The 25,926-nt window shown below is 44.6% G+C and carries 24 protein-coding genes and 1 pseudogene; 12 read left to right on the top strand and 13 right to left on the bottom strand.

Annotation, left to right across the window (positions count from 1 at the left end):
• Entirely contained in the window at positions 1 to 2,406 is a 2,406-nt protein-coding gene (pheT, locus tag FKN16_RS04690; protein ID WP_150918536.1) for a phenylalanine--tRNA ligase subunit beta, read from the top strand.
• Positions 2,407 to 2,623: 217 nt separating this feature from the next.
• On the opposite strand, the pseudogene FKN16_RS04685 reads toward pheT, so the two are convergent.
• Positions 2,624 to 3,313 (bottom strand): annotated as a pseudogene (locus FKN16_RS04685) (AEC family transporter); the annotation flags it as partial.
• 570 nt (positions 3,314 to 3,883) lie between these two features.
• Here FKN16_RS04685 and ihfA point away from each other — a divergent pair.
• Positions 3,884 to 4,180, top strand: a complete 297-nt coding sequence (gene ihfA / locus FKN16_RS04680; RefSeq protein ID WP_005377899.1) for an integration host factor subunit alpha — start codon at positions 3,884 to 3,886, stop codon at positions 4,178 to 4,180.
• 123 nt (positions 4,181 to 4,303) lie between these two features.
• On the opposite strand, the gene FKN16_RS04675 is transcribed toward ihfA, so the two are convergent.
• Positions 4,304 to 5,083: a RelA/SpoT domain-containing protein gene (locus tag FKN16_RS04675; RefSeq protein WP_006741655.1), complete on the bottom strand. Its 780-nt coding sequence runs from the start codon at positions 5,081 to 5,083 to the stop codon at positions 4,304 to 4,306.
• Between the two features lie 316 nt (positions 5,084 to 5,399).
• Here FKN16_RS04675 and FKN16_RS04670 point away from each other — a divergent pair, with 316 nt between their 5' ends.
• Positions 5,400 to 6,050: a thiopurine S-methyltransferase gene (locus FKN16_RS04670; protein ID WP_046874957.1), complete on the top strand. Its 651-nt coding sequence runs from the start codon at positions 5,400 to 5,402 to the stop codon at positions 6,048 to 6,050.
• Between the two features lie 71 nt (positions 6,051 to 6,121).
• On the opposite strand, the gene purT is transcribed toward FKN16_RS04670, so the two are convergent.
• The 7 genes from purT to FKN16_RS04635 all read right to left on the bottom strand — a co-directional run bounded on the left by purT (position 6,122) and on the right by FKN16_RS04635 (position 13,724).
• Complete coding sequence (purT, locus tag FKN16_RS04665) at positions 6,122 to 7,297, bottom strand: formate-dependent phosphoribosylglycinamide formyltransferase (protein WP_006741653.1); 1,176 nt, start codon at positions 7,295 to 7,297, stop codon at positions 6,122 to 6,124.
• A 145-nt stretch (positions 7,298 to 7,442) separates the two neighbouring features.
• Positions 7,443 to 8,330: a cytidine deaminase gene (cdd, locus tag FKN16_RS04660; RefSeq protein ID WP_005397788.1), complete on the bottom strand. Its 888-nt coding sequence runs from the start codon at positions 8,328 to 8,330 to the stop codon at positions 7,443 to 7,445.
• 443 nt (positions 8,331 to 8,773) lie between these two features.
• Positions 8,774 to 9,451 carry an LrgB family protein gene (locus FKN16_RS04655; RefSeq protein ID WP_170902114.1) on the bottom strand — a complete coding sequence of 226 codons (678 nt, stop codon included), beginning with the start codon at positions 9,449 to 9,451 and terminating at the stop codon, positions 8,774 to 8,776.
• Position 9,452: 1 nt separating this feature from the next.
• Positions 9,453 to 9,827, bottom strand: a complete 375-nt coding sequence (locus FKN16_RS04650) for a CidA/LrgA family protein (RefSeq protein WP_005397786.1) — start codon at positions 9,825 to 9,827, stop codon at positions 9,453 to 9,455.
• 55 nt (positions 9,828 to 9,882) lie between these two features.
• Positions 9,883 to 11,304: an exodeoxyribonuclease I gene (sbcB, locus tag FKN16_RS04645; RefSeq protein ID WP_170902113.1), complete on the bottom strand. Its 1,422-nt coding sequence runs from the start codon at positions 11,302 to 11,304 to the stop codon at positions 9,883 to 9,885.
• Positions 11,305 to 11,460: 156 nt separating this feature from the next.
• Positions 11,461 to 12,834 carry an L-cystine transporter gene (locus FKN16_RS04640; RefSeq protein ID WP_005377885.1) on the bottom strand — a complete coding sequence of 458 codons (1,374 nt, stop codon included), beginning with the start codon at positions 12,832 to 12,834 and terminating at the stop codon, positions 11,461 to 11,463.
• Positions 12,835 to 13,034: 200 nt separating this feature from the next.
• Complete coding sequence (locus FKN16_RS04635; protein ID WP_005397784.1) at positions 13,035 to 13,724, bottom strand: NAD(P)H-binding protein; 690 nt, start codon at positions 13,722 to 13,724, stop codon at positions 13,035 to 13,037.
• A 246-nt stretch (positions 13,725 to 13,970) separates the two neighbouring features.
• On the opposite strand from FKN16_RS04635, the gene cobT reads away from it, so the two are divergent.
• From cobT to btuD, 8 genes are all read left to right on the top strand, one after another.
• A complete protein-coding gene (gene cobT, locus FKN16_RS04630) occupies positions 13,971 to 15,014 on the top strand; it encodes a nicotinate-nucleotide--dimethylbenzimidazole phosphoribosyltransferase (RefSeq protein WP_170891359.1) in 1,044 nt (347 codons plus the stop codon).
• Entirely contained in the window at positions 15,014 to 15,820 is an 807-nt protein-coding gene (locus FKN16_RS04625) for an adenosylcobinamide-GDP ribazoletransferase (protein WP_170902112.1), read from the top strand. Before cobT ends, FKN16_RS04625 begins: the two co-directional genes overlap by 1 nt.
• Entirely contained in the window at positions 15,817 to 16,350 is a 534-nt protein-coding gene (gene cobU, locus FKN16_RS04620; RefSeq protein WP_170891361.1) for a bifunctional adenosylcobinamide kinase/adenosylcobinamide-phosphate guanylyltransferase, read from the top strand. Before FKN16_RS04625 ends, cobU begins: the two co-directional genes overlap by 4 nt.
• A gap of 11 nt (positions 16,351 to 16,361) precedes the next feature.
• Positions 16,362 to 16,976, top strand: a complete 615-nt coding sequence (gene cobC / locus FKN16_RS04615; RefSeq protein ID WP_145532213.1) for an alpha-ribazole phosphatase — start codon at positions 16,362 to 16,364, stop codon at positions 16,974 to 16,976.
• 128 nt (positions 16,977 to 17,104) lie between these two features.
• On the top strand, positions 17,105 to 18,901 hold the full coding sequence (locus FKN16_RS04610; RefSeq protein WP_170902111.1) for a M3 family oligoendopeptidase: 1,797 nt from the start codon (positions 17,105 to 17,107) through the stop codon (positions 18,899 to 18,901).
• A gap of 274 nt (positions 18,902 to 19,175) precedes the next feature.
• On the top strand, positions 19,176 to 20,204 hold the full coding sequence (locus FKN16_RS04605; protein ID WP_006741645.1) for a succinylglutamate desuccinylase: 1,029 nt from the start codon (positions 19,176 to 19,178) through the stop codon (positions 20,202 to 20,204).
• A gap of 82 nt (positions 20,205 to 20,286) precedes the next feature.
• Positions 20,287 to 21,282 carry a vitamin B12 ABC transporter permease BtuC gene (gene btuC / locus FKN16_RS04600; protein ID WP_170902110.1) on the top strand — a complete coding sequence of 332 codons (996 nt, stop codon included), beginning with the start codon at positions 20,287 to 20,289 and terminating at the stop codon, positions 21,280 to 21,282.
• The gene (btuD, locus tag FKN16_RS04595; RefSeq protein WP_170902109.1) at positions 21,269 to 22,036 is read left to right on the top strand and encodes a vitamin B12 ABC transporter ATP-binding protein BtuD; all 768 of its coding nucleotides are present in this window, start codon (positions 21,269 to 21,271) and stop codon (positions 22,034 to 22,036) included. The genes btuC and btuD overlap by 14 nt, the downstream gene beginning before the upstream one ends.
• A 68-nt stretch (positions 22,037 to 22,104) precedes the next feature.
• On the opposite strand, the gene FKN16_RS04590 is transcribed toward btuD, so the two are convergent.
• From FKN16_RS04590 to FKN16_RS04580, 3 genes are all read right to left on the bottom strand, one after another.
• Positions 22,105 to 22,680 carry a nucleoside triphosphate pyrophosphohydrolase family protein gene (locus FKN16_RS04590; protein WP_005397767.1) on the bottom strand — a complete coding sequence of 192 codons (576 nt, stop codon included), beginning with the start codon at positions 22,678 to 22,680 and terminating at the stop codon, positions 22,105 to 22,107.
• A 110-nt stretch (positions 22,681 to 22,790) separates the two neighbouring features.
• Positions 22,791 to 23,363, bottom strand: a complete 573-nt coding sequence (locus tag FKN16_RS04585) for a DUF1415 domain-containing protein (RefSeq protein ID WP_170902108.1) — start codon at positions 23,361 to 23,363, stop codon at positions 22,791 to 22,793.
• A gap of 89 nt (positions 23,364 to 23,452) precedes the next feature.
• Positions 23,453 to 24,676: an MFS transporter gene (locus FKN16_RS04580; protein ID WP_170902107.1), complete on the bottom strand. Its 1,224-nt coding sequence runs from the start codon at positions 24,674 to 24,676 to the stop codon at positions 23,453 to 23,455.
• 106 nt (positions 24,677 to 24,782) lie between these two features.
• Between FKN16_RS04580 and FKN16_RS04575 the strand changes: the two genes are divergently transcribed.
• The gene (locus FKN16_RS04575) at positions 24,783 to 25,652 is read left to right on the top strand and encodes a LysR family transcriptional regulator (RefSeq protein ID WP_109168432.1); all 870 of its coding nucleotides are present in this window, start codon (positions 24,783 to 24,785) and stop codon (positions 25,650 to 25,652) included.
• A 27-nt stretch (positions 25,653 to 25,679) separates the two neighbouring features.
• Here the strand turns inward: FKN16_RS04575 and FKN16_RS04570 are convergent, their stop codons facing one another.
• Positions 25,680 to 25,910: a glutaredoxin family protein gene (locus FKN16_RS04570; RefSeq protein ID WP_005377871.1), complete on the bottom strand. Its 231-nt coding sequence runs from the start codon at positions 25,908 to 25,910 to the stop codon at positions 25,680 to 25,682.
• Between the last annotated feature and the right edge of the window lie 16 nt (positions 25,911 to 25,926).

Genomic DNA, 25,926 nt, shown 5'->3' with positions numbered 1-25,926 from the left:
ATGAAATTCAGCGAATCATGGCTTCGTGAGTGGGTAAACCCAGCGGTTACTACTGACGAACTCACTCATCAAATTACAATGGCCGGCCTAGAGGTAGACGACGTTCTTCCTGTAGCGGGTTCTTTCACTGGCGTTAAAGTGGGTCACGTTGTTGAATGTGGTCAACACCCAGACGCAGACAAACTTCGCGTTACTAAAGTAGATGTAGGCGAAGAAGAGCTTCTAGACATCGTTTGTGGCGCACCTAACTGTCGCCAAGGTCTGAAAGTAGCGGTAGCAACAGTTGGTGCTGTTCTTCCAGGCGATTTCAAAATCAAAAAAGCGAAACTACGTGGCCAGCCATCTCACGGCATGCTTTGTTCGTTCACTGAACTAGGCATTGATGTTGAGTCAGACGGCATCATGGAACTAGCAGAAGACGCAGTAATCGGTACTGATTTCCGTGAATTCCTAGGTCTAGATGACGTAACGGTAGACGTAGATCTAACAGCAAACCGCGCTGACTGTTTCAGCATCCGTGGTTTAGCTCGTGAAGTTGGCGTACTAAACCGTGCTGACGTGACTGAGCCATCAGTAGAAGCAGTTGCGCCTTCAATCGACGATAAAGTGTCTATTGAAGTGAAAGCGCCAGCAGCGTGTCCACGTTACCTAGGTCGTGTAGTTAAGAACGTAAACGTTCAAGCTGAAACACCACTATGGATGCAAGAGAAACTGCGTCGTTGTGGTATTCGCTCGATCGACCCTGTAGTAGACATCACTAACTACGTGCTTCTAGAGCAAGGTCAACCAATGCACGCATTCGATCTATCGAAGATCGAAGGTGGCATCGTAGTTCGTATGGCTGAGCAAGGTGAGAAGCTAACACTTCTTGATGGCAGCGAAGCAGAACTAAACGCAGATACACTAGTAGTTGCTGACCACAACAAAGCACTTGCAATCGCAGGTATCTTTGGTGGTGAAGAGTCTGGTGTAACAACTGAGACTAAAGACGTTCTACTAGAGTGTGCATTCTTTGCACCTGACCACATCCGTGGCCGCGCTCGTAGCTACGGTCTGCACACTGATTCTTCAATGCGTTTCGAGCGTGGTGTGGATTACGCACTACAAGTGAGCGCAATGGAGCGTGCAACTCAGCTTCTAGTTGAGATCTGTGGTGGTGAAGTAGCACCTGTTGTTGCAGTAGAGTCTGAAGCAGACCTACCTAAGCCAAACAAAGTTGCTCTACGTCGTACTAAGCTAGACAACCTACTAGGTCACCACATCGCTGATGCTGACGTAGTAGAAATCCTAGAGCGCCTAGGTTTGACTGTTGAAGCTTCAGAAGAAGGTTGGGTGGCAGTAGCGCCAACATGGCGTTTCGATATCGCTATCGAACAAGACCTGATTGAAGAAGTTGGCCGTATCTACGGTTACGACAACATTCCTAACCAACACCCAGCCGCAGCACTTAAGATGCACAACCACGTTGAAGCGGATCTTCCACTGAAACGCGTTCGTGATCTTCTTGTTGACCGTGGTTACCACGAAGCAATTACATACAGCTTCGTTGAACCTGAGCAACAAAAGCTAGTTGTACCTGGTGTTGAGCCTCTAGTGCTTCCAAACCCAATTTCAGCAGACATGTCAGCAATGCGTCTTGGTCTTATCCAAGGGCTGTTGAACACGGTTGTTCACAACCAGAAACGTCAACAGCCACGCGTTCGTCTATTCGAATACGGCCTACGTTTCATCCCATGTGAATCTGCAGAAAACGGCATGCGCCAAGAGCCTATGCTTGCAGGTGTTATTGCTGGTACTCGTGGTGAAGAGCACTGGGATATCGAAACTAACACTGTTGATTTCTTCGACCTTAAAGGCGACCTAGAAGCAGTTCTAGAACTGTCTGCTAACGAAAAAGCGTACTCTTTCGCTGCACTGTCACCTGAAAGCAAAAAAGCTAACCCAGCACTTCACCCAGGTCAATCTGCGGCAATCATCGTAGATGGTAAAGAAGTGGGGGTGATCGGTACCGTTCACCCTGAGCTTGAGCGTAAGTTCGGTCTAAACGGTCGTACTATCGTATTCGAAATCGAATGGTCTGCAATCAACAGTAAAGTGATTCCAGAAGCGGTTCAGCTTTCTAAATTCCCATCAAACCGTCGTGACATCGCAGTAGTTGTGGACGAAGCGGTAGCATCTGGTGACATCGTTAATGCTTGTTTAGAGCAAGGTGGTGAGTTCCTTAAAGATGCGAAACTGTTCGACGTGTACGTAGGTAAAGGCGTTGAAGACGGTAAGAAGAGCCTAGCAATCGCTTTGACTCTACAATCAGTTGAGCGCACGCTTGAAGATGCAGATATCGCAGGTGCGGTTGACGCTATCGTTGCTCACGTTTCTGAGAAGTTTGGTGCTGCTCTACGTGACTAATCGTTAGACGAACTATCTCTCTTAAGAAACTAAAAACCCTGTCAAATCGGCAGGGTTTTTTTATGTTGAGCATTATCTTATTGTGATTCACGTACTAGGCCGTTTACGTCAACTCCCACAACCTCAAAAATCTGGACCAAACTTGAGGTAACGCTTAATCGAGATTTGGCATATATCGTTTTTCCGCCAACAGACGCTAACGCAAGTTTATTGGCAGCTAGGCGGCGAGTGAGAGGGTATAGCTAAGCAGAAGTGGGAGCGTAAGAATACTGAAAAAGTTGCCAAATAGTACCATTGACGCCACTTTCATGGGCTCTATATTCAGCCTTTCCGCAAATAGGTAATTCATGACGGCTGGTGGCAGCATTGTGAAGAGTACCATCATTTGCAATTGCATCGTTGGAAGGGGAATTAACCAATAAATAAGTGCAAATGCAACCGCCCCAGTTGCAAGCGACTGCACGGTACACAATACACCAACCTTTAAACCGTCCACTCTTAAATGACACATTTGCGCCCCCAGGGATAAAAGCATCACGGGTACTGCCGCTTGGCCAAGTAGAGCAGTCGCTTCGTATAAAGGTGCCCATACACCCACATTTGTCACGTTGAGAAACAGAGCCAACGACGCAGCTAAAAAGATTGGCATCTTGACTATTTGCTTAAAAGGGTTGCCATGACTAAGTAGCATTACACCTAAACTAATGTGCAAGCATGCTGACACGACAAATAGCAGTACTGCTGAGGATAGCGCAGTTTCTCCAAACGTATAGGTAAACAAAGGAATAGCAAGGTTTCCGCTATTGCGAAACATATGTGGTGGTGCCCAGGTTTTAAACGACAGTGACGTCAATCGACATACAGGGAGTATGAGTAGTGCGGGAACCAAAACCGCGACAATTGCTGCAAAAAGGGAAAAGAATATTTATGATTTGATTAATCATGGTCGCCTAGATGAAGTGTAAGGAACTAATGTGGAGATACACGAAGAAACACATTATCAACCTTTATATATTGCGTCATCGCTGAACAGTGAGAAGCGTGGGTTTAATCAAGCTTTCTAAGCACAGTTACAAAGCCAGGTGGTCATACCATTTAGTTCAATTGTTACGTATCGAGTTACATACAAATCACTGAATTTACGACAAGTTCTATGTCAAGTGTCTGTTAAATAACCAATCTCTGATATTTTTATTAAATAGTGATTAATGTTGATATTTTAACTACTTTTAGTTTTATCAGCTGGATGTTTTTCCTATTAAAGAGAAAACAAAAACAAAAATATCAAAATGTTGGCGTTTAACAATAATTTACATAGTGCTATTCCTTTTGTTCGCCAAGAAAAAAGTTGGCGAAAATCATAAGCTTGTCATACACTTCCTGATGTAACCCCGATATGTTGTTGAATTGGTAGGGTAAAACTGCTCTGGCGCTACACTAACGTAGCATTGTTTAACATAGCTTTGAGGAAAGTTTTATGGCGCTCACAAAAGCCGAACTGGCAGAAAACCTGTTTGATAAATTAGGATTTAGTAAGCGGGACGCCAAGGAAACGGTGGAAGTGTTCTTTGAAGAGATTCGTAAGGCACTGGAAAGTGGCGAACAGGTAAAACTGTCAGGTTTTGGTAACTTTGATCTTCGTGACAAGAATGAACGACCTGGTCGTAACCCGAAAACCGGTGAAGATATTCCAATTACTGCTCGACGTGTAGTGACTTTTCGCCCGGGTCAGAAGTTAAAAGCTCGTGTAGAAAACCTGAAGAAAGTACAGTAAGCCGAATAAATGGATCACGCTAAGGCGTGGTCTTTTTTTTGCGTAAAACTTGTGTCGCATATAAACGAAAACCACCGCAATGCGGTGGTTTTTCTGTTTTTGAGTATATCTTAATGATATGGATTACGCTGCTTCTAGGTGCGTTGTTAAGTATGGTTGCCATGCTTGTTGGTACAAGTTTTTAGACTGTGCACGCATGTTGCGAATAGAAGCGAGTTCTAGTTCGCTTAGTTCGCGTTTCTCCATCATCGCTTGGCGTTCTAGTTTCTGGATTTTTTCGTATAGGTCGTGTTCAGGACCGCTCTTCACATCTGCGATGGCTTTTAAGTGCAGTTGAACTTCGGCAACTAGATTTGTCTTTGGTAAACGAACGAGTAAGTTCAAGTCTCTATAGCCTGAAGGACCAGGTTTTTTGAAGCGATTTTTTACTTTAACAATTGTTGTTTCACGCTCTAAGGTTTCATAAATGGAGACTAAGCTCGCGACGTCTTCAGCAACAATCGTGGCACGGGCTAGGTCAGTAATGCGTTCGACTTTTCCATCTAACTCCAAAGCTATTTTTTCTTCTGCTCGTTGTTTGGACTTTACGCCTGCGAAGTATGGCTGAGCATCATTAAGAAGTGCGGTACTTTTACAGATAGTTTCAAGCTCAAATTGTGCTTGGTGAGCTTTGCTGTAAAGAATGTCGAAGTCAGTGTATGGCTGAGTTGGAGTTGCGTCGATTGACTGAATACCATACAAGCCGCTAAGGCTATGTTTAAAGAGTTTCGAACAAACTTCGTTTTGACTTGTTGAACGATTTTGATCGCCACTCGGCGCTGGGGTAATTGGAAGTGCGGCAAATGCCGGTGCACGGCTAAGTACCAAAAGCATCAATGCTGTAGTACGAAGAAATAAGCTCATTCACTCTCCTTAACTTGCTTGTACTTAGAAAATAGGGAACATAAAGGTCGCTAAGTTCGGCAAATCAGGTACTAACTTATTAATGGGGTCATTACGAAAGATTCCAAGGTTTCAGTTTTGTCTTGAAGTGGAATCGTGCGTTAGATCACCATTTCTCTTTTCTTTATTCTGTTTATCAGATAAAGGCGTGGTTCCTATAAGAACGTTTACATCCTATCACCGCTGTATTAACCAAAGATGAACGGCATAGACAAATTGAAAAAAATCGTTAGTCTTACTTCTCAAAATGAAAATCAGCCGACAAGTAGAAAGTAAAATGAGAGACCAAGAGTTTTGGCATAATAAATGGGCCAGTAATCAAATCGGATTTCACTTGGAAGATGTAAACCCGCTATTACCTGCATATTGGCAACACACAAACCCAAAGCGTGAAGACAAAGTGTTAGTGCCTTTGTGTGGAAAGTCAGAAGACTTGATTTGGTTGGCGATGAAGCATGATTCAGTTGAAGGTGTTGAGCTGAGCCATATCGCTGTTCGTGCCTTTTTTGCTGAACATTTTTATACGCCAACCGTGACGCCTGTTAATGGTATGCACGAGCTTTATCAATTTGATGAGCTCTCTATTTATACTGGGGACTTTTTCACTGCACCAGTATCTCAAGCCGATATCATTTATGATCGCGCCGCGTTGGTTGCTTTACCGCAAGATATGCGAGAGGAGTATGTAGAGCGTCTCAAGCAACTTTTGAATCCAGGCGGTCGTATTTTGCTTGTTACACTCAACTATCCTCAAGAAGAGATGGCAGGGCCTCCATTTAGCGTGCCAGTCGAAGAGATTGAGCAGTTATTTTCAGGTTACAAAGTTACCTGTTTGAACGTAGATGAAGCTGATGAAAACCATCCTAAAATTGCGAAAAAAGGCTTAAGTCGCTTCTCTGAAGAAGTGTACCTAATCGAGAGTGAATAGGTTTTTTTGGTTTGTAAAACGAAATAGCGCAGCAATTTGAGCTGCGCTATTTTTGTATAAGTGGTTCGTATTTAATAAGTGATATTAACTTTTGAAGCACTTTCAACAGCATCTTGAACGGCTTCTTCGGTGGTTTTTCGTCGCGTAAGGACAACACCTAAACGACGGCGACCATCGATTTCTGGCTTGCCGAATAGACGAACTTGCGTTTGAGGTTGAGCTAAGGCTTTGGTTAGGTTGTCAAAGCGAATGTTTGTGGAAGTCCCTTGACCAAGAATAACGGCCGACGCAGATGGACCATATTGTACGATATTATTAATCGGCATTCCGGTAAATGCACGTACGTGGAGAGCAAACTCTGACATTTCCTGAGAAATCATAGTGACCATGCCTGTATCGTGTGGGCGAGGAGAGACCTCATTGAAAATGACCTTATCGCCTTTAACAAATAACTCTACACCAAAGATGCCGTAGCCACCGAGTGCGTTGACTACTTTCTCTGCCGTGTATTCTGCTGCTTTTACTGCGTTTTCTGACATGGCTTGCGGTTGCCATGATTCGCGGTAGTCGCCATCTTCCTGACGATGGCCAATTGGAGCACAGAAGTGAACACCGTCAACGGCTCTTACGGTCAATAAAGTGATTTCGTAATCGAAGTCGATAAAACCTTCCACGATCACGCGACCTGCACCCGTACGTCCGCCTTCCTGTGCGTAATCCCATGCTTTTGCTACGTCGTCTTCGGTCTTGATGACACTTTGCCCTTTACCTGAAGAACTCATAACTGGCTTTACTACGCACGGGATGCCTACATGTTCAACCGCGGCTTTGAAGTCTTCAAAAGTATCTGCAAAACGATAAGGTGATGTCGTCAGTTCTAGTTCTTCTGCAGCCAAACGTCGGATACCTTCACGATTCATTGTTAGCTTGGTTGCCTTAGCGGTTGGAACAACATTCAGCCCTTTTTCTTCAAGCTCTACCAGTTTGTCGGTTGCGATAGCTTCGATTTCAGGTACGACGTAAGTAGGTTGTTCCTTTGTAATAACTTCTTCTAAGGCGCTTCCATCTAACATATCGATGACGTAACTACGGTGAGCAACTTGCATCGCTGGAGCATTAGCATAGCGATCACAAGCAATCACTTCTAAACCAAGTCTCTGACATTCAATTGCGACTTCTTTACCGAGTTCGCCAGAGCCTAAAAGTAATACACGGGTAGCATTTGCGCTGGTTGCAGTGCCAAACATAGTGTTCCCTTACAAAATAGAGTGGTGAGACAGAAATTGCAGGAGATCATACTGAAGTTTTATGACAAAACAAACGTTTGCTTTTGGTTTTTAGGCAATAAAAAAGCTCTACATGCCGTAGAGCTTTTTATACTGAAATTGTCGCTTATACGTTGACAAAACTGAGTGGAATATCTGGATTCAACGCTTCTAACGTTGATTGCGTATCAGCCAAATGACTGATCTTACCTTCTGAGTTCTCTACCAATGCAGCGGCTTTGATATTGTCAAAAGTTTCACCCGCAAGTAGTACTTGTATCAACGCAACTTGTAACGGCGGCAAGCTAGGGTTAAACGCCGCATTTTCCGCATAAGCACCTTGGAATACACGGCCGCTAGCCATTTCTAATGCTAAGCCACTCAGGTTGTTGGTATATGGTGAGTGGCTCATGTTCATCGCTTCAACAGCGCTTTGAATTAGAGTGTCTTCATCATCGCATGAGAACTGATGCTTTACTTCTGCCATTAAGCCGGATTCGATACCGAGATCGTTTGGTCCAAAGGCTTCAGGTAGGTATTCATGCAGCGACTTTTCTTCGCGTTCTGGTAGCTGGATTTTAAGCTCGTTTGCGGTAGATAACTCGTTCATGAACTGACGGCAGTGACCACATGGGCTGAAGTTAATAGTAATATCTTTAATACCACGTTCACCTTTCATCCAAGCATGGCTAATTGCAGACTGCTCAGCGTGAACTGTTTGACCTAACTGAACACCAAAGAATTCCATGTTGGCACCGAAGTAAAGGCGACCTGAGAGACCACGAACGATAGCACCGACATAAAATTCAGAAAGAGGAGCATAGGAATATGCTGCGGCAAAAGGAAGTAGAGCAACACGAAGCTCTTTATCTGATAGACCGGTAGCTGAAAGCAACTGCTCAAACTGTTGAACTGAAAGCGTAGCATCAAAATCATCAGCTTGGATGATAGGAGCAAGTTGTTTGGAAAGTGCTTCTGGAGCGCCTGCTAGCGCCTGTTCAATGCGACTTTTCATGTTGAATCCTTGTTATTGCATGGACAGTTATTCTATGTGAAGGATAGAAATGTTCCGTGCGTTAGATCACGATAAATAATGCAATTGATAATTCTGTTACATAATTAGAGTGAGCTCACACATGTATTCGATTGCACTGACGTGAAGCGTTATCTCCGTCTCACAATTAACCATATCAGTATATATTCATATAACCAAGACGCTGGGATATGTTAATTACGATGCCTACATGTCCACACAACGTTATTCCTAGATATCTAAGCAACGTTGAGTCAGTAATATTGCACTGAATGTTGAAGTTATTAGTGTGTACCTCGTCAGAGTGCCTTAACGATCTTACTAGAACGGGTTGTTAGATGAGGTAATACAGAATTTTGGAAGGGATAAGGAAGAAACGGGAAGGCCACGGCCTGCCGGAAGGAGGGCAGACCGAGAGCGCTTAACTATTGATATAGCCAGACAGCCAAAGCAAAAAAGCTTGGAGCCAAAATAGAAGTGATGATGCCGCATAAAACCAATGCGAGTGATGAGAACGCGGCATCAATGGGCTGTTTCTCTGCACATGTCGCGGTGCCTAAGGCATGAGACACGGTACCCATTGTTAGGCCACGTGCAATCGGGTGTTTAATTCCAATTAAGTTGTAAATTGGGTATGCCAAAATCGCGCCCAATAAACCAACAATCAGAACCAAGATCGCCGCAACGGCAGCTTCACCACCGAGGTGACTCGAAATTTCCATTGCTATTGGCGTAGTGACGGATTTACCCACTAGACTTGCGATTAAACTGATATCTGCTTTGAAAGCGACTGCGATCAAGGTGGTTGTCATCATCGACATCACACTGCCTACTGTGCAAGCAAAAGTGATGATTCGCCAGTTTGCTTTAATCTGTGGTAGTTGTTCATATAGCGGGTAAGCCAGAGCAACTACGGCTGGTTGAAGTAAAAAACTGATCCCTTCGTTATCCGCATAATACGTTTCAAACGGTACATTTAAGTAAGTAAGTAAAGGAATGAGCGCTGCAATACTGATCAGCAAAGGATTTGCTAGAGGATTATTCACTTTGATTGCGATTTGGCGCGCGACAAGAAAAACCGCAATAGTAACAACTAACCACATATCAGTGCTTCTCCTTTAGCAAGTAGTCCAGCAGCCAAGCGAGGCTGACCAGTACAATGAGTGAGCCTCCAACTGCGCTAGCAATGATAGGGAGGGCATTAGCGAGTAACATATCGAAATGTTGCATTAATCCCACGCTAATAGGAACGAACAACAAAATCATGTAGCGGATAAATAGCGTGGCGCCCGGTTTGACCCAATCGACTTTTACAAGCCCAAGAGTCATGGAGAAAAACAGTACGAGCATACCTATGACACTTCCTGGGACGGAAACGCCAGTGAACTTTTGAATGGTAATTCCGATGCCAAGTGCCCCCATGATGAGGAAGATTGAAATGAGCAGTTGGATCAGTTGTAAGAATCGTTCTTTAATCATTTTGACAGTATATAAACAACAAGCACACCATAAGGTGCGCTTGTATTAGGAGGAGTTAAGAAGCTAAGCTCTCTACATAACGGTACACGGATTTTAATATCGCAATCTTCTTTTCGTCACTTTCATGTTCGTGAACTAAGTTTTCTAAATTCAGCATGTACTCTTCAATTTGGCTTTCAAACACTTCTCGACAGTGTAATGCCCAGCGTCTCTGTTCTTGCTCGTCTAATGTGCCTGGGAAGTTACGCGCACGATAGCGGAACAATAGAGGTTTAATGCGCTTGTCATCAAATTCAATGTCCAATGCGGCAAGATTGTTCGGGTCGGTTTCTCGAATGATATCCATGGCTGCGCGATCGGCCGGAGAGAAGAATCCGTCGTAAAGTTGCGTATCGACGTCATCACTTTTATCGAATTTACGCTCCACAGAAAATAGGCTAATCAGCTTTTCTCTAATTTCAGGATGTTGGCGCAACAAAGCGAGATTAGCGAGACATTGCTGGCGATCAATGCCAATAGACTCCGCATTTTCAGCCGTTAACGTTTTTGCAGGGGCGAGAATAGGGCATTTGTTTAAATGAACCAACTTAACTGGTACTGGTAGCAAGTCACCAAGATCTTCTCGCTTAGTGTAGAGTCTTTCGTGTAGCTCTTCTGCGGATAGCTCTAGAATAGGTTGAGGGTCTTTCGCTAAATCGATAGTGATAACGGCGTTATTATTGGTTGGATGCCAAGCAACAGGCACAATCCAGCTAGTGTACTGGCATTCGCGCCCTAGCATGCCTGAAACGTGCATCAAAGGCGTCATGTTGACGATGTCGACTAATTCATTGAGCTTACGCTTTTGGCGCATAGAAAAGAAGTAGTCAAACAATTTTGGTTGCGCTGCTTTTACTTTCTTTGCCATTTCGATAGTCGCAACCACGTCTGCCATCGCATCGTGCGCGTTACTATGTTCTATGCCGTTAGCAACAGACAAGTGCTCTAATTTAAAACTAGTGAAGCCATCTTCGTTTTCTGGCCATTCTACGCCTTCTGGGCGAAGGGCGTGGCACGCGCGTAATACATCGAGTAAATCCCAACGCGAGTTACCGTTTTGCCAACTCCATGCGTATGGATCGATAAAGTTGCGATAACAAGTATAACGTGTCACTTCGTCATCAAAGCGAATGCTGTTGTAGCCTAAACTGGTGGTATTTGGTTTCGCGAGTTCAGCGTGAATCTTAGCGATAAACTCAGGCTCAGAAAGGCCTTCTTGAACCGTTTTTTGCGGAGTAATACCAGTAATAAGCGCAGCTTCAGGAGACGGAAGATAATCAGCCGGTGGTTGACAGTACATGACTAAAGGCTCGCCGATGATATTGAAGTTTTCATCTGTACGAACACCAGCAAACTGGCTTGGGCGATCTTTCGCGGGGTTGGTTCCCCATGTCTCATAATCAAAGAAGAAAAAAGTGGGATGATTATCTTGGTGCATTCTGCTTACCGTTTACAAAACCGATGACAGTATTAGACCATTCAACGCCTTGACTAGCAACGAAAGATGCAAGTTGAATTTTTGAAAATGAAAAAGCCGATGGCGAACCATCGGCTTGATATTTTACGTTTTATCGCTTTGGAAGGAATTTGAGTTCTATGCTCGTGTTTCTTCCAATGTTGCTTCACTTTCTGGTGACTTCAGCACTCGGCTAGCAATTGTACCCGCAGTCATTGATCCTGAAACGTTCAGTGCGGTACGTGCCATATCGATCAATGGTTCAATAGAGATAAGCAGCGCCGCGATGGTGACAGGTAAGCCCATTGCAGGAAGAACAATCAATGCTGCAAACGTTGCACCGCCGCCTACACCTGCAATACCAAATGAGCTGATGGTGATAATCGCAATCAATGACAGGATAAAGTGTAGATCCAGTGGGTTGATGCCCATTGTCGGAGCTACCATCACTGCCAGCATTGCAGGATAGATACCTGCACATCCGTTTTGGCCGATAGTGGCACCAAACGATGCTGATAGGTTTGCAATTGCTGGTGGAACGTTAAGCTTGGTGATTTGCGCTTCTACGTTTAGTGGGATCGTTGCTGCTGAGCTACGAGATGTAAACGCGAAGGTCAGTACAGGCCAGATTTTCTTAAAGTATTCCGCAGGGCTAACGCCGACAAACGAGACTAATACGCCGTGAACAACAAACATCAGAGCGATAGCAACATAAGACGCCACAATAAAGCCAAGTAGGTTTAGGATGTCGCCTGCGCTTGATGTCGCTACCACTTTTGCCATCAGTGCTGCGATGCCGTATGGCGTTAACGCCATGATCATCTTCACTAATCGCATAACGATTGATTGAGCTGCTTCTACGAAAGTACGAATCGGTGATTCTAACTCTGCTTTTTCCATCATCACCTTACGAGCGGCGATACCGGTTAATACACCGAAGATAACGACAGCGATAATTGAGGTCGAGCGAGCACCTGTTAGATCAGCAAATGGGTTGGTTGGAATGAAGCTAACTAGCATTTGAGGAATAGTTAGGTCACTTACTGTACCAGCACGGCTTTCTAAAACGGCGATACGAGCGGTTTCACGAGCACCTTCAGTTAACCCTTCTGCTGACAGGCCAAATGTTGTTGTCACCAAGATACCGATAAGTGCAGCAATTGCAGTCGTTACTAGAAGAACAGAGATGGTCAGGCCAGAAATTTTACCTAATGATCCACCTTTCTCCAATTTAACAACTGCAGAGATCATCGATACCAATACTAGTGGCATGATGACCATTTTCAGTAGACCAACGTAGCCACTGCCTACAATGCCTACCCATTCAAGTGTTTGAGCAATTGCGCTGTTGCCTTCACCGTGAATGAGTTGCAAAGCAAGACCAAAAAGAGAACCAGTAACAAGACCGATTAAAACGAGACGAGAAAGTGTGTGTTTCTTTTGTTGTTGGTTAAAAAGAAAGAACAATATGCCAACAAAGACGGCTAGAGAGGCTATCACTGCAAAATTCATAATCTGACCTTATCAACCTGCCGAAATGGCGGTTGTTTTTTATACGGGGTTTTATACGGATTTGTTTATGGGGCGTAAGATAACGCTCGCGATATAACTTTAAAAATGACAAACGGGTATTAGCTAGATCTAAAATGAATATAAAAACGAGATCTAAGTCGCGTGAGAGTGTGAATTAGCACGTTAAATGTACAAAATGGTTATTCGTAGTGATGCAGTAAGTCACGCATTTCTTGCCTTTGTAAGTAAACCACCGAGTCTTCTTGATAACTGAAAAGTTGATAAATCATCGCTTTGGCGACATCTTCCGCTCGAATAGGTAAAAAGTTGGACAGTTTGCCAAGCATGAATGGGCGAATTACCTTAAACAGAGTTTGCACTAACTTCTCGTCCGTTCTTGGGCTTTGACGTTGACCAACAAGCGGGCCTGGGCGAACAAACACGATTTCCTCAAAACCCATAGCTTCGATTCTTTGTTCCATTTGTCCTTTACAGGCTAAGTAATGGGATGGTGATTTACTATTTGCACCAAGGCTAGAAACAACCGCAAGGCGTTTGACTCCGATCGTTTTCATCTGTTGGGCGACTTTACACACCAGATCAACATCTACTCTACGTAAATTATCCTTACTGCCTGCTTGCTTAAGAGTTGTGCCTAAACAAATAAAGCCGATGGTCGGTGTTGGTTGGTTATCATCCCATTGGTGGATAGAGAGGTCGGCATCAATGAGAGGAACAAGCTTATTGTCCGCATCTAGGACGCCATCGAGTGGGCGGCGAGAAAGATAATATAAGGTACCAACACCTGATTGATTTATGAGGTTTGTAATGACTTTTGAACCGACTAAGCCAGTCGCCCCAGCGATGATGGCGCAGGTGTTGTTATCCATGTCCTTTCTCCTATATGGGAATATAGCCTAAGCTATTGTAGCGGATTTCAAGGAGTTACTTATAATCGAATGCTCGAAAGGTGAGACGCTCTGCGAACTCAGTAGACTTTCCTAACAGAAATCTGATTAGCGCTGCCCCAAGCGGATGCAAGGGTATACAATAGTGGACGCTCAAAACTGGGGCTGAGCAAGATTTCTTAATCAATGGAACACCTCTCACCCAGACAACATCAAAGGAACGTAAAAATGGATGACTCTTTTGCAGCGGAGATACAAGCGCGCATAGATAACAAAACCAAACCCGTCGGTTCTTTAGGCTTATTGGAAAAGGTGGCACTACAGCTAGCTCTTATTCAAAGTCAGGATAAACCTCAGCCAGTTGATTCCATCGCTATCTGTAAACCGAGCATGCTGGTATTTGCTGGAGATCACGGCGTTGCAGAGGAAGGCGTAAGCATTGCGCCAAGCGAAGTCACTCAGCAAATGGTGGCTAACTTTCTCGCCGGCGGCGCAGCCATCAACTGCTTTTGCGACATCAATGGCATCCAACTCAAAGTAATAGATTGCGGCATGTTGGCACCTATTGATGTGCTGGTTCCAGAATTTAAGTTTCATCCAAACTTGGTTGAACAACGGTTGGGTAACGGTACGGCTAATTTTTCTAAACAATCAGCGATGTCCACAGAACAAGTGGCGCTAGGTTTAGAGTATGGTGCGAAGATTGCTGAGCAAACCATTTTGTCTGGCTCAAATCTATTGATGTTCGGTGAGATGGGCATTGGTAACACCAGTTCGGCTTCCGCACTGTTATCGGCGCTGAGTTCATTAGATATTGATTATTGTGTTGGTGTCGGTACAGGAATCAATCAACAGCAGTTGAGCCGTAAATATAAACTAGTGGCACAGGGCGTGAACCGATGTCGAGGTCTTGATACTAAAGCGATTCTCGCACAGGTTGGAGGCTTTGAAATCGTACAAATGGTGGGCGCATTTTTAGAAGCCAAGCGGCTTAAAACCCCAGTTTTAGTGGATGGATTTATCGTATCGGTTGCTGCGTATATTGCAACGTTGCTAGACGAAGAAGCACGCGAATACATGTTGTTTGCCCACCGCTCCGAAGAAAATGGACATAAGTTTGTATTAGAGTACCTAAAAGCAGAACCTCTACTCGATCTTGGTTTACGATTAGGGGAGGGAACCGGAGCCGCTCTTGCCTTACCCTTGTTAAAAGCTGCTGCCCAGTTTTACAACAAGATGGCGAGCTTTGAGAGTGCAGGAGTTACAGTATAGTGTCAGTCCCTGATAATTCTGAGAACGTCACGCCATCATCGTTAAGATACCAGTGGGAGTTGTTTCTATTAGCTATCAGTTTTTTTAGTCGCTTACCCGTACCCCACGCGTTGCCATACAGTGAAGAACGCATGAATCAGGCCGGACGTTATTTCGCGTTAGTTGGTCTCGTGCTTGGAGCGCTTTGTGCTCTGGTATTTTCGCTCACCTCAATTCTTTTCCCAGAATCGGTTGCCGTAGTATTAACGATGGTGTTTAGCTTATTGTTAACAGGGGCATTTCACGAAGACGGCTTGACTGATATGGCGGATGGCATTGGCGGTGGCATGACCGTAGAGCGACGCCTCTCTATTATGAAGGACAGCCGCATTGGCACTTATGGTGCAGCCACTCTCATTATGGCGTTATTGGCTAAGTATGTTTTTTGGAGTGAACTGGCTAACTTGCCGCAGTTTTGGTTGGTCATTGTCGTCGCTTATACCGCAAGCCGAGCACTAGCCGCGACGCTTATTTATGACATGCCTTATGTCAGTGACAGTGATACGTCGAAAAGTAAACCGCTGGCAAATAGCCAGTCTTCTTTAGAAGTCTCCATTTTGTTGTTTACTGGTGGCATAACATTGCTTGTGCTTGGTATCACGCAGGCGATCTTTATATCGCTTGTTCTCGTGGTATTTCGTTTGATGTTCAAACGTTGGTTAACCAAGCGAATTGGCGGCTTTACGGGGGATTGTCTTGGCGCAGCGCAGCAGCTATCGGAACTGCTTGTTTATCTCACTATGATTGGGTTTTATCACATCTCATGAAGCAATTGATACTCGGTGGCGCGCGCTCTGGGAAGTCGCATTTGGCGGAAAAAACAGCCAAGCAATTATCGACCACTTCTCAACACTCATTACATTATGTTGCAACCGCGCTGCCATTTGACCAAGAAATGCGAGAGCGAATAGCGCATCATCAGAAGCAACGAGGGGGCGAGTGGCAAGAGCATGAATGCCCCCTTCATTTATCTGAGTTACTGACAAATTTCGCTAACACCGATGTTGTACTGGTCGATTGTTTAACCTTGTGGCTCAATAATTGGATATTTGAGTTAGGTGATAAATGTTCCAATGAGAAGCTAGAAGCAGAAATTGAAAAGCTTATACAGGTGGTACGTGGTTCAGATGCGACGTTAATATTCGTCTCTAACGAGGTTGGAATGGGTATTGTGCCTTTGGGGGCGGTTAGTCGTTACTTTGTGGATAATGCCGGACGGATGAATCAAAAACTAGCCAGTGTTTGCCATCGTGTTACCTTTGTTGCTGCTGGTTTGCCGTTGGTTCTTAAAGAGTAGGATGGAACAAAATGAAAACACTCAATATCTATCTTGTGCGTCATGGAAAAGTAGATGCTCCACCAGGACTCCATGGCCAAACAGATGTAAAAGTTACGCCTGCTGACCAAGAAAGCATTGCTCGGGCTTGGATCGAGAGTGGACGAGGTGTGGGTGGAGTGATTTGTTCTCCTCTTTCACGTTGTCAAGAACTGGCAAATATAATTGCTGAACAGCAATTATTACCAGTAATGACGGATGAATCTTTACAAGAGATGGCATTTGGTGATTTTGATGGTATGCCTTTTGATATGCTCACTGAGCAGTGGAAAAAGCTAGATGCTTTTTGGCAATCGCCAGCACAACATACGTTGCCGAACGCTGAGAGCTTAAGCACATTTTCTGAGCGCATATGTCGCGTGTGGTCTCAAATCATCAACGATATCAATGACAATCTACTTATCGTCACGCATGGTGGCGTCATTCGTATGATTCTTGCTCATGTATTGGAGTTAGATTGGCGTAACCCCAAGTGGTATTCGACGTTGTCGATAGGAAACGCTTCTGTCACGCATATAACTATGACCATCGATGAGCAAATTTACGCCTCGGTGCGTTCGATTGGCGTACCTCTTTTAACTCGTTAATTTATAAATATTAAAATGCCCAGAACGATATTGCTTACGGGCATAGTCACGGAAGATGTCAGTGGAAGCCCATCTGCTAGGTGCAGGAAGCGAAAATTGACTCAGTTACATAAAAAGGAAATATAGAAATGACAACGCCGAGTTGGGATTTGTCCATCGTTTATAACGACCTTTCTGACCCACGAATTCAAGACGATATTGCTCTTGTTGAACAATGTATTGATCTTTTGAATAAACAATCAGCAGATTGTGGCAACGTAGAGATCATGCAAAATGCGATTTTGACCAATGAAGCAGCGAGTCGTTTAGCGGGCACAGTTGCAAATTTTGCGAGTTGTTATGCTTCTGTTGATGCAACAAACGCCGAAGCGAAATCGTTACTTGGTAAAATGACCCGCATCTTTTCGGAGCTTTCCCAAGCGTTCAGTCCCTTTGATTTGACATTAACGCATGCCGACGAAGAGTTTATCTTGCGCGTGTTAGATCATGAGAATCCTGATATCAGTGGGCAAGCTTTTTCTATCTTGAACTCCAGAAAGTTGGCGGATACTCGTCTTAGCAACGCAGAAGAACAGTTACTGGCTGCGATGAGTGTGGATGGTAAATCGGCTTGGGGTAACCTATATGATAACCTGACTGGCTCATTGAAAGTGAAGCTTGAGTACACAGATGGTAAGAGTGAAGAGCTTGGGTTTTCTCAAGCGGCAAGCATTCTTTATGGTTCTGAATTCGAGCGTCAAGAAGCCGCGTGGCGAGGCGTACAAGATGCAATGCAAACGCACCAAGAATCATTCGCTGCAATTTTGAATGCGTTAGCAGGATGGCGTTTAACTGAAAACAAAAAGCGTTCGACGAAGCGTGAAGTTCACTTCCTCGAGCCGAGTTTGCATGGTAGCCGAATCCAAGCTGAAACTTTAAATGCGATGATGACAGTAGCCAAAGACAGTCGAGCTATTGGTCAGAAAGCGGGTTTATTGATGGCGCAAGTACATGGTCTGGATGAGATGAAACCTTGGAATCATCTGGCGGCTATGCCTGCTTTGAGCGGTGAAGCGAAGGTTTACGACTTTGATGAAGCGATTGATGTTATTTGTGAAGCATTTGAAACAGTAAACCCTGAGATGTCGGAGTTTGTCCGTTTGATGGTACAAAACGGATGGATTGATGCCGCGCCAAATGCCAGCAAGCGCCTTGGTGCATACTGCACCAAACTACCAGCAACGCGAACACCACTTGTGTTTATGACTTGGAGTGGTAGCCGCTCAGACCTGATGACTCTGGCACATGAACTTGGCCATGCGTTCCATAACTGGGTTATTCGCGATTTGCCACTTTGCCAAACTTACTATCCAATGACGTTAGCAGAAACCGCCTCTATTTTTGCAGAAAACATCGTTCGTGATCATTTGATTTCGAAAGCGGAGAGCGTCGATGAAAAGCTAGAGATGTTGTGGGAAGAGTTGTCATCTGCGCTAGCTTTAATGATCAACATTCCGGTTCGCTACGAGTTTGAGAAATCGTTCTATGAACGCCGCCAGGATGGAGAGTTAACCGCAGATGAATTCTGTGAGTTGATGTCTGAAACTTGGAAAGAATGGTATGGCGACGTAATGAGCGAGCCGGATCCGTACTTCTGGGCAAGCAAGCTGCACTTTTCTATCGATAGTGTGAGTTTTTATAACTACCCATACCTGTTTGGTTTCTTATTCAGCAAGGGTATTTATGCACAGCGAGAAACCAAAGGCGAAGCGTTTTACACCGATTACATCAATTTGCTGCGCGATACCGGCTGCATGATGGCGGAAGATGTTGTCGAAAAGCATCTGTCGATGGATTTAACCCAACCAACGTTTTGGCAGCAGAGCGTTGAGCTAGTGCGTGAAAAAGTCGATGAGTTTGAGCGTTTGCTCGCACAGCGCGGCTAAGTTTTTCGCATTGTTGATGCATAATCTGCTTTATAGCTACAAAAATTTGATCAAATCATAATGATCTTAATCAGGGCTGTGGTAAAGTTCACAGCCCTAACACTTTGTAATTGTTTAAAAATTAAACGCCTCAATGCTTGATTTGAGTGCCTGGCGCGAAAAGGTATCGGATTTTCGAGGGAAATAGTGATTTCTACTCATAAGTGAGATCGCAGCAACAAAAATCCTTTGTACAATTTATTAACATACCCGCCGTGCTATTAAGGAGTAACGCATGACGAAGTCTCTCTTTCGCCAATCGTTTTTAACTGACACGTTAGATGTTCATATCGATGTTGCACCAGCGGAGCAGGTGCTTTCTAACGGTGTAAAACTTAAACTCTATCAGCGTGGTGTACTAGAAGTGATCCCTGAGAACTATACTCAGGATACGAAGAACGTCATCATCTCTTGTGGGGTTCACGGAGATGAAACGGCACCGATGGAGCTGGTGGATTCCATTATTCAAGACATAGAATCTGGGTTCCAGACGGTCGATACCCGTTGTCTATTCATTATCGCTCATCCAGAATCCACTCTGGCGCACACGCGATTCCTTGAAGAAAACCTCAACCGTCTGTTTGACGAAAAAGAACACAAACAGACAAAAGAGCTTGTCATCGCTGATACGCTTAAGCTGCTTGTTCGAGATTTTTATCAGGATACCGACCCGACAACACGCTGGCACCTTGATTTACACTGCGCGATTAGAGGTTCGAAGCACTATACGTTTGCAGTGAGTCCTAAGACTCGTCATCCTGTGCGAAGCAAGGCATTAATCGATTTCTTGGACAGTGCACACATTGAAGCTGTGCTCTTATCAAACTCACCATCGAGTACGTTTAGCTGGTACAGTGCCGAGAACTTTGGTGCGCAGGCTCTGACGATGGAGCTTGGTCGTGTGGCTCGTATTGGTGAAAATGACCTTGATAAATTGACTGCGTTTGATTTGTCTTTACGTAATTTGATTGCGGAAACGAAGCCAGAACACCTACCAAAACCATGCATTAAATATCGAGTAAGTCGCACAATCGTTCGCTTGAACGAAGATTTTGACTTTATGTTCGACGACAATGTTGAAAACTTCACTTCATTTGTTCACGGCGAAGTGTTTGGTCATGATGGCGACAAACCATTAATGGCGAAGAATGAAAACGAAGCGATTGTCTTCCCGAACCGCCACGTCGCAATAGGTCAACGTGCAGCTCTGATGGTTTGTGAAGTGAAAACCCGTTTTGAAGAGGGTGAGTTGGTTTACGATTAATCCAACATTGCTTTGAGAAGTTAATTGCAATTTACCGAGGCTTAACTGTAAGGTTAAGCCTCGTTTGTTTTTATCGGCCGCTATGGATTTTCAACAACTTATCCTGAACAAGGAACGACGCTGGCAACGTAACCTGATGGTTATGTCGGTCGTGCTCGCTGTACTCTCTGCCATCCACTTGATGGTCGGAGAAATTTTCCTTTCTCCTTTTCAATCTTTATCTGCATTTGAACATAAGCTACTGGTGGACTTACGTTTACCGAGGTTGGTGTCTGCGGCAATTATTGGTGCTGCGTTAGCGGTATCTGGCGCGACGTTACAAGTGTTGCTTGGGAACGTTTTGGCTGAACCCGGCGTGCTTGGTATATCTGGTGGTGCAAGCTTAGCAATGGTCTTAATCATGTTCGCGTCACCTGTTCTTCCCACCCCGATTGTTTTTATGTTGGCAGCGATTGCAGGCTCGATGGTATTCACGTTTGTTTTGGTGGCGATAGCAAGGGCAATGCATCTGACGACGGCTCGATTGCTTTTGGTTGGTGTCGCATTGGGTATTTTATCGAGCGCGATTGTGACGTGGGCATTTTACTTCAGTGATGATCTTAGCCTACGCCAACTGATGTATTGGTTAATGGGCAGCATTGGTGGCGCAAGTTGGTATCAACATACCGTTACCTTGGTGATGCTGCCTGTGCTTATCTGGTTGTGTTGTAAAGGCAAGTCGCTTGATAAATTGATGCTGGGTGAGGTTCATGCGACCCAATTGGGTGTCGATGTGCATCAAATGCGTTGGAAACTGATCCTCGCCATTTCTGTTTTGGTGGGTAGTTCAGTCGCTTTGGGTGGCATCATCAGTTTTGTTGGTTTGGTGGTACCGCACTTGTTGCGTTTGGCTTTTGGTACGGAAAACCGTTATTTATTGCCACTTTCTGCAATATCTGGTGCTGCGTTGCTTGTATTTGCGGATATCGGCGCAAGGCTGTTATTAGACTCCGCTGAGCTACCTTTGGGTGTCATGACAACATCGATTGGCGCACCTATTTTCATCTGGATGCTGGTGAAGAGTCATGATGCACGTTAAACATATGTCGGTTGGTAGTCGATTATTGCCTCTTTCTTTTGAATGCAAAGCAGGCGAAATCGTACATGTCGTTGGGCCTAATGGTTCAGGTAAGAGTACTTTATTGGCTGCGATTTCTGGTACGTTAAGCCACCGAGAGGGTATGAGTGGTGAAGTGTGCGTTGGCGACAAAAACTTGCTTACTTTACCGTTGTCAGAGCAAGCTCATGTTCGAGGTTATTTGTGTCAGCAATCACGCCCAGCGTTTAATGTTGATGTGTTTCAGTATCTCGCTTTATCTCTGCCAAGTGGTGCTGAGATTGCGGATATCAAAGTGCGTGATGCCGTCAATATGGTGGTGGAGCTGGTACAACTTCAAGATAAGCTTCATCGCAGTATTCAAACATTATCCGGTGGTGAGTGGCAACGTGTCCGATTAGCAGGCGTATGTTTGCAGGTGTGGCGTACCATTAATCCTTTTTCGCAGTTTTTAATTTTGGATGAGCCAGCAGCACCATTAGATATTGCGCAAGAGGGGCTGCTCTATCAATTGATTAACGCTATGGCGGCGCAGGGAATTGGAGTATTGGTTGCTAATCACGATCTCAACCGCACATTAAAGCACGCAGATAAAGTATTGCTGCTTAACAACGGTGTGCTGCACTCATCAGGAAATGCCGATACTGTGCTAACGGAAGAAGCCCTTGGGGAAGTATTCAATACTCAAGTCAAAAAGGTCATCGTAGATGAGCAACCTTATTTAATCTTTGATTAGTATTTAGGGACAATAAAAAACGACCTACTTGAGGTCGTTTTTTTAATCGAGAAAGCCAAACTCAACGCTTATTGAGTTAACGGTTTTAGATCTGCTGGGCGGTAGTAAACAGATTTGAGTACTTTGCCTTTACGAATAGTTTTACCTTCCGATACGAAATCTTCGGCGCATTTCGCGATGATGTATTCACCTTTCTGCACCGCCATCAACTTGATGCCTTGTTCCGCGTAGAATGCTTCTGTTTCTGAGTACTCTTGCTCGTTACGGCATACTTTGCTCATGTTGCTTGAGTGCACTTCATCCCAGCAAGGAATAAATTCAATACCACGGTTTACTGCAACGTTTAATAGAAGATCAATTAAGTAGCTGATCGCTAGGTTGTCTTCTACTTTGCTGTGGCCAAGATGAACGAGACGGCCCATTAATACATACACGCTGTCTACGATGGCATCTGCTTGCTCAGTTTTACAATCTGCTTCTGCTAGCTCTGTTAGCTCTTCGATCGCCAAAGAGGTGTGTAGTGTATCTGCTTGTGCATCAAGGCTTGCAGCGTCTGCGACTGGTAAGTCGAACGTACTACGGAACTCGGTGATATCACGGTATAAGTGATCAAAAATCTCTTGGGTTAGCTTTGACAGTTGCATTCTAATTTCCATTGAATCGATTGAAGCGGCAATGATACCAAACCGCACTTTGAACCCCAAGGGCATTGCATCCAACTGGTGATAAATCTGCCTTTGGGTAATGGTGGTGCTTAACGAAATAGGTAAGGGAACAGCTTTTTACGTTCTTCCTCTGAAAGGGCGGAAACACGAGCGATGTTCGTATCGGGAATGGATTCAGGATCAGGATAGTGTTTTAGTACCTTTTCCATACTCTCTTCGCGAATCAAATGGAAGATCGGGTAAGGAGAACGATTGGTCAGGTTTTCGTCGTCTTCAGGCCTTGCGCCACCAAAACAGTAATCAGGATGGAAAGTCGCTACTTGGAAAACACCTTCCCAGTTTTGCTGCTTAATTAATCCTTCAACCCAATCGATACAAAAGTTGTAGTCCCAGAAATCTTGTAGCATGTTGGGAACCACAACCAACGTTGTCTCAAGTTGTTCGGGCGCTGTGTTACTCAGCTCAATCAGCTGCAATAAAATATCTTCAAGAAGCGCTTCTTCTTGAGTCGCTTCACTAACAAAGATTTTGATTTGTTTATTACGTTGCGGTTTGGCAGCAAACGGACAAAGGTTGAGTCCGATTACCACATCGTTGAGCCATTGATCGACCTGTTGAGTGATCGCTTCGATATCTGTGTTTTGTGTTGAACGCGTTGACATACGACTTTCTGGTTTTTATTAAAGTAGCGCAAGCATAGCAGAGTTGGTTATCCAAGTAATCAGAGAGGTATTACGCAAATGAGCGTACCTTAGCTACTCTTTAAACTCGCTGCGTCAGGTGTTTGGTCAGTATGCTTTCTTTCGGCAATGTGTTTCAAATACGCAATCGCAGCAAACATCGCTAGGTAGACTGCGCTCCCCCCCATAAGAACACTCGACCAACCACCATGTTGCCAACAATAAAGAAGTAAGAATCCTCCCAAACTGCCGCCTACATAGTAGTGTACTAAGTAGAGCGCTGTCGCGGTGGCTTTGGCACGAGTGGCATTCTGACCGACCCAACCGTAGGCGAGGGTATGAGTAAAGAAGGCACCAAAACTTATCAGCAACAACCCAACTAGCATTGCAGTCAGGCTTTCAACCGCAGCAATCCACATTCCCGTCATGCTCACTATCGCGCCTAAGAACATACCTAGGATTGAGGAATAACGTTTACTCCAGTGGCCTGCACAACGAGAGGAGAAAGTCCCTCCCAAGTAACAAATAAAGATCAGTGAGGCCAACCCGACGGGCACATTGTGAGGTTCACTCACCAGACGGAAACCCATTACGGAATAAAGGTTGACGAACAAAGCAAAGTTGAGTCCTCCTATCAGCATCGCGAACCACACGCGTTGGTTTTTAAAATGACCAATAAGCGCACGATTTTGATGGCGCAAACTGCTTGATGACGGGGTGAAGTTGCGCTGTGTTGGCAATAAATAGTGAACACCAATGACACCAAGAAGAGTGAATACCATCATTACTTCAATGGCGACATCAACACTGAAATTGTCCGCCAACAAGCCGCCGCTAATACGCCCTGCAATACCACCTAATGAGTTAGCCGCAATGTACGTTCCAATTGCCATCGAGAAAGCGTGCTTGTCGAGCTCTTCTGCCATGTAAGCCACGGCGACCGCAGCAAAAGCCGCGAGCGCGACACCGATCAGTGCTCGACATACCACTAAAAACAGGAATGAGTCACCAAATAGCATCAAAGCAGAAAGGGTAGGAATTGAAAACAGACCGGCCATCATGACTGGCTTTCGTCCCACTGATTCTGATAACACAGCCATTGGGACGAGGCTAAAAGAGAGAGCAAATGTTGAGGCCGCAAATAACCAGTTCACTTGCGTTTCTGAGATCGTGAAAATTTGGGAAAAAGTGGGCAGCATTGGCTGTAGTAGGTATAAATTTGAAAAAACCAAGAAGGAACCAAGCGCTAGCGAGAGCGTAATGCGTTTGTATTCCGGTGTGCCAAAACTGACCATGAATCCTGCCTAATGTGAGCAAATGGAGAGACTGTGATCAATCTATCAGTTCGTTGTAAATTAAAAAAATATATTAAAAATATGGACACCATATATTTTTGATCTGATGGAATCGAAACAACTTAAACATTTTCTGGCGGTCGCTGAACATGGAAACATTACCCATGCGGCGAAAGCCCTGCATATTGCCCAGCCTGCATTAAGCATTTCTATCAAAAAATTTGAGCAGTCTTTGGGCGTTACCCTATTTCGCCGTGATGATAAAAAAATCAGCTTAACGAAAGAGGGCGAAACGCTACTTGTACATGCCAAGCGGGTGATTCAACAGTTGCACGACGCGCAGCTCGCGATTGATGAGTTGAAAGGTTTAGCGAAAGGCGAAGTACGACTCGGGACGCCATCAATGATGGGCAGTTATTTCTTTCCACGAATTGTGATGGCGTTTAAAAGCCAGTTCCCGGAGTTAAAATTGACCTTGGTCGAAGCTGGGACTCAATCGATTCGTCGTATGCTGCTCAATGGTCAACTCGATATCGGTGTGATCAGTTGTGATAACGTGCCTGATGACCTAGAAACTGACCATTTATTTACTAGCCAAATGGTCGCAGTTGTTTCACCTGAGCATGAGTTAGCCCAGCGACACGCTCTTACTTTTGATGAGTTCTTTGAACACGATTTGGTTATGTTTCAGCATGGCTATTTTCACCGTGAATTTTTGGATCAGGTGAGTGAGGAGCATGGGTTTACCATGAAGTCATCATTCGAGACCAATTTACTGCCTTTGATTTTGAGTATTGTGAAACAAGAGTTTGCGATTACCGCGTTACTGGAATTGGTGACTCAACATGAGTCGGGCGTTGTTGGCCTACCGTTTGAACCACCAGTTACGCTGGATCTGGCACTTGCTTGGCGCAAGCAGGGGTATTTATCAATAGCAGATCGAACGTTTATCGACTTTATCAAGCGCTACGTTTAAACGCAGCGCAGATTCATCGTCCGAGCACTAATCGCCTTTGTACATCTTCTCGAAGTTCTTTGGGTTCCAGCCAATCATTACCCGATCACCAATTTTTAAAACTGGCACTGAACGAGCACCAAGCGCATCAAGTTCTTTGCGACCGCGTTGCATCTTAGCATTGCACAAACGATAGTTAATATTTTTCGAATCCAGATAACGTTGAGCATCTTTGCAGTGAGGGCATTTATCTTTGACGTAAAGAACGACACGTTTCATTGAATTTCTCTCCATT

It is taken from the genome of Vibrio sp. 11-4(1) (genome assembly GCF_013048625.1).
GTDB classification, from domain to species: Bacteria; Pseudomonadota; Gammaproteobacteria; order Enterobacterales; family Vibrionaceae; genus Vibrio; species Vibrio diabolicus.
The sequence above is the reverse complement of the archived record's forward strand: the minus strand, read 5'-3'. Positions and strand labels throughout refer to the sequence as shown.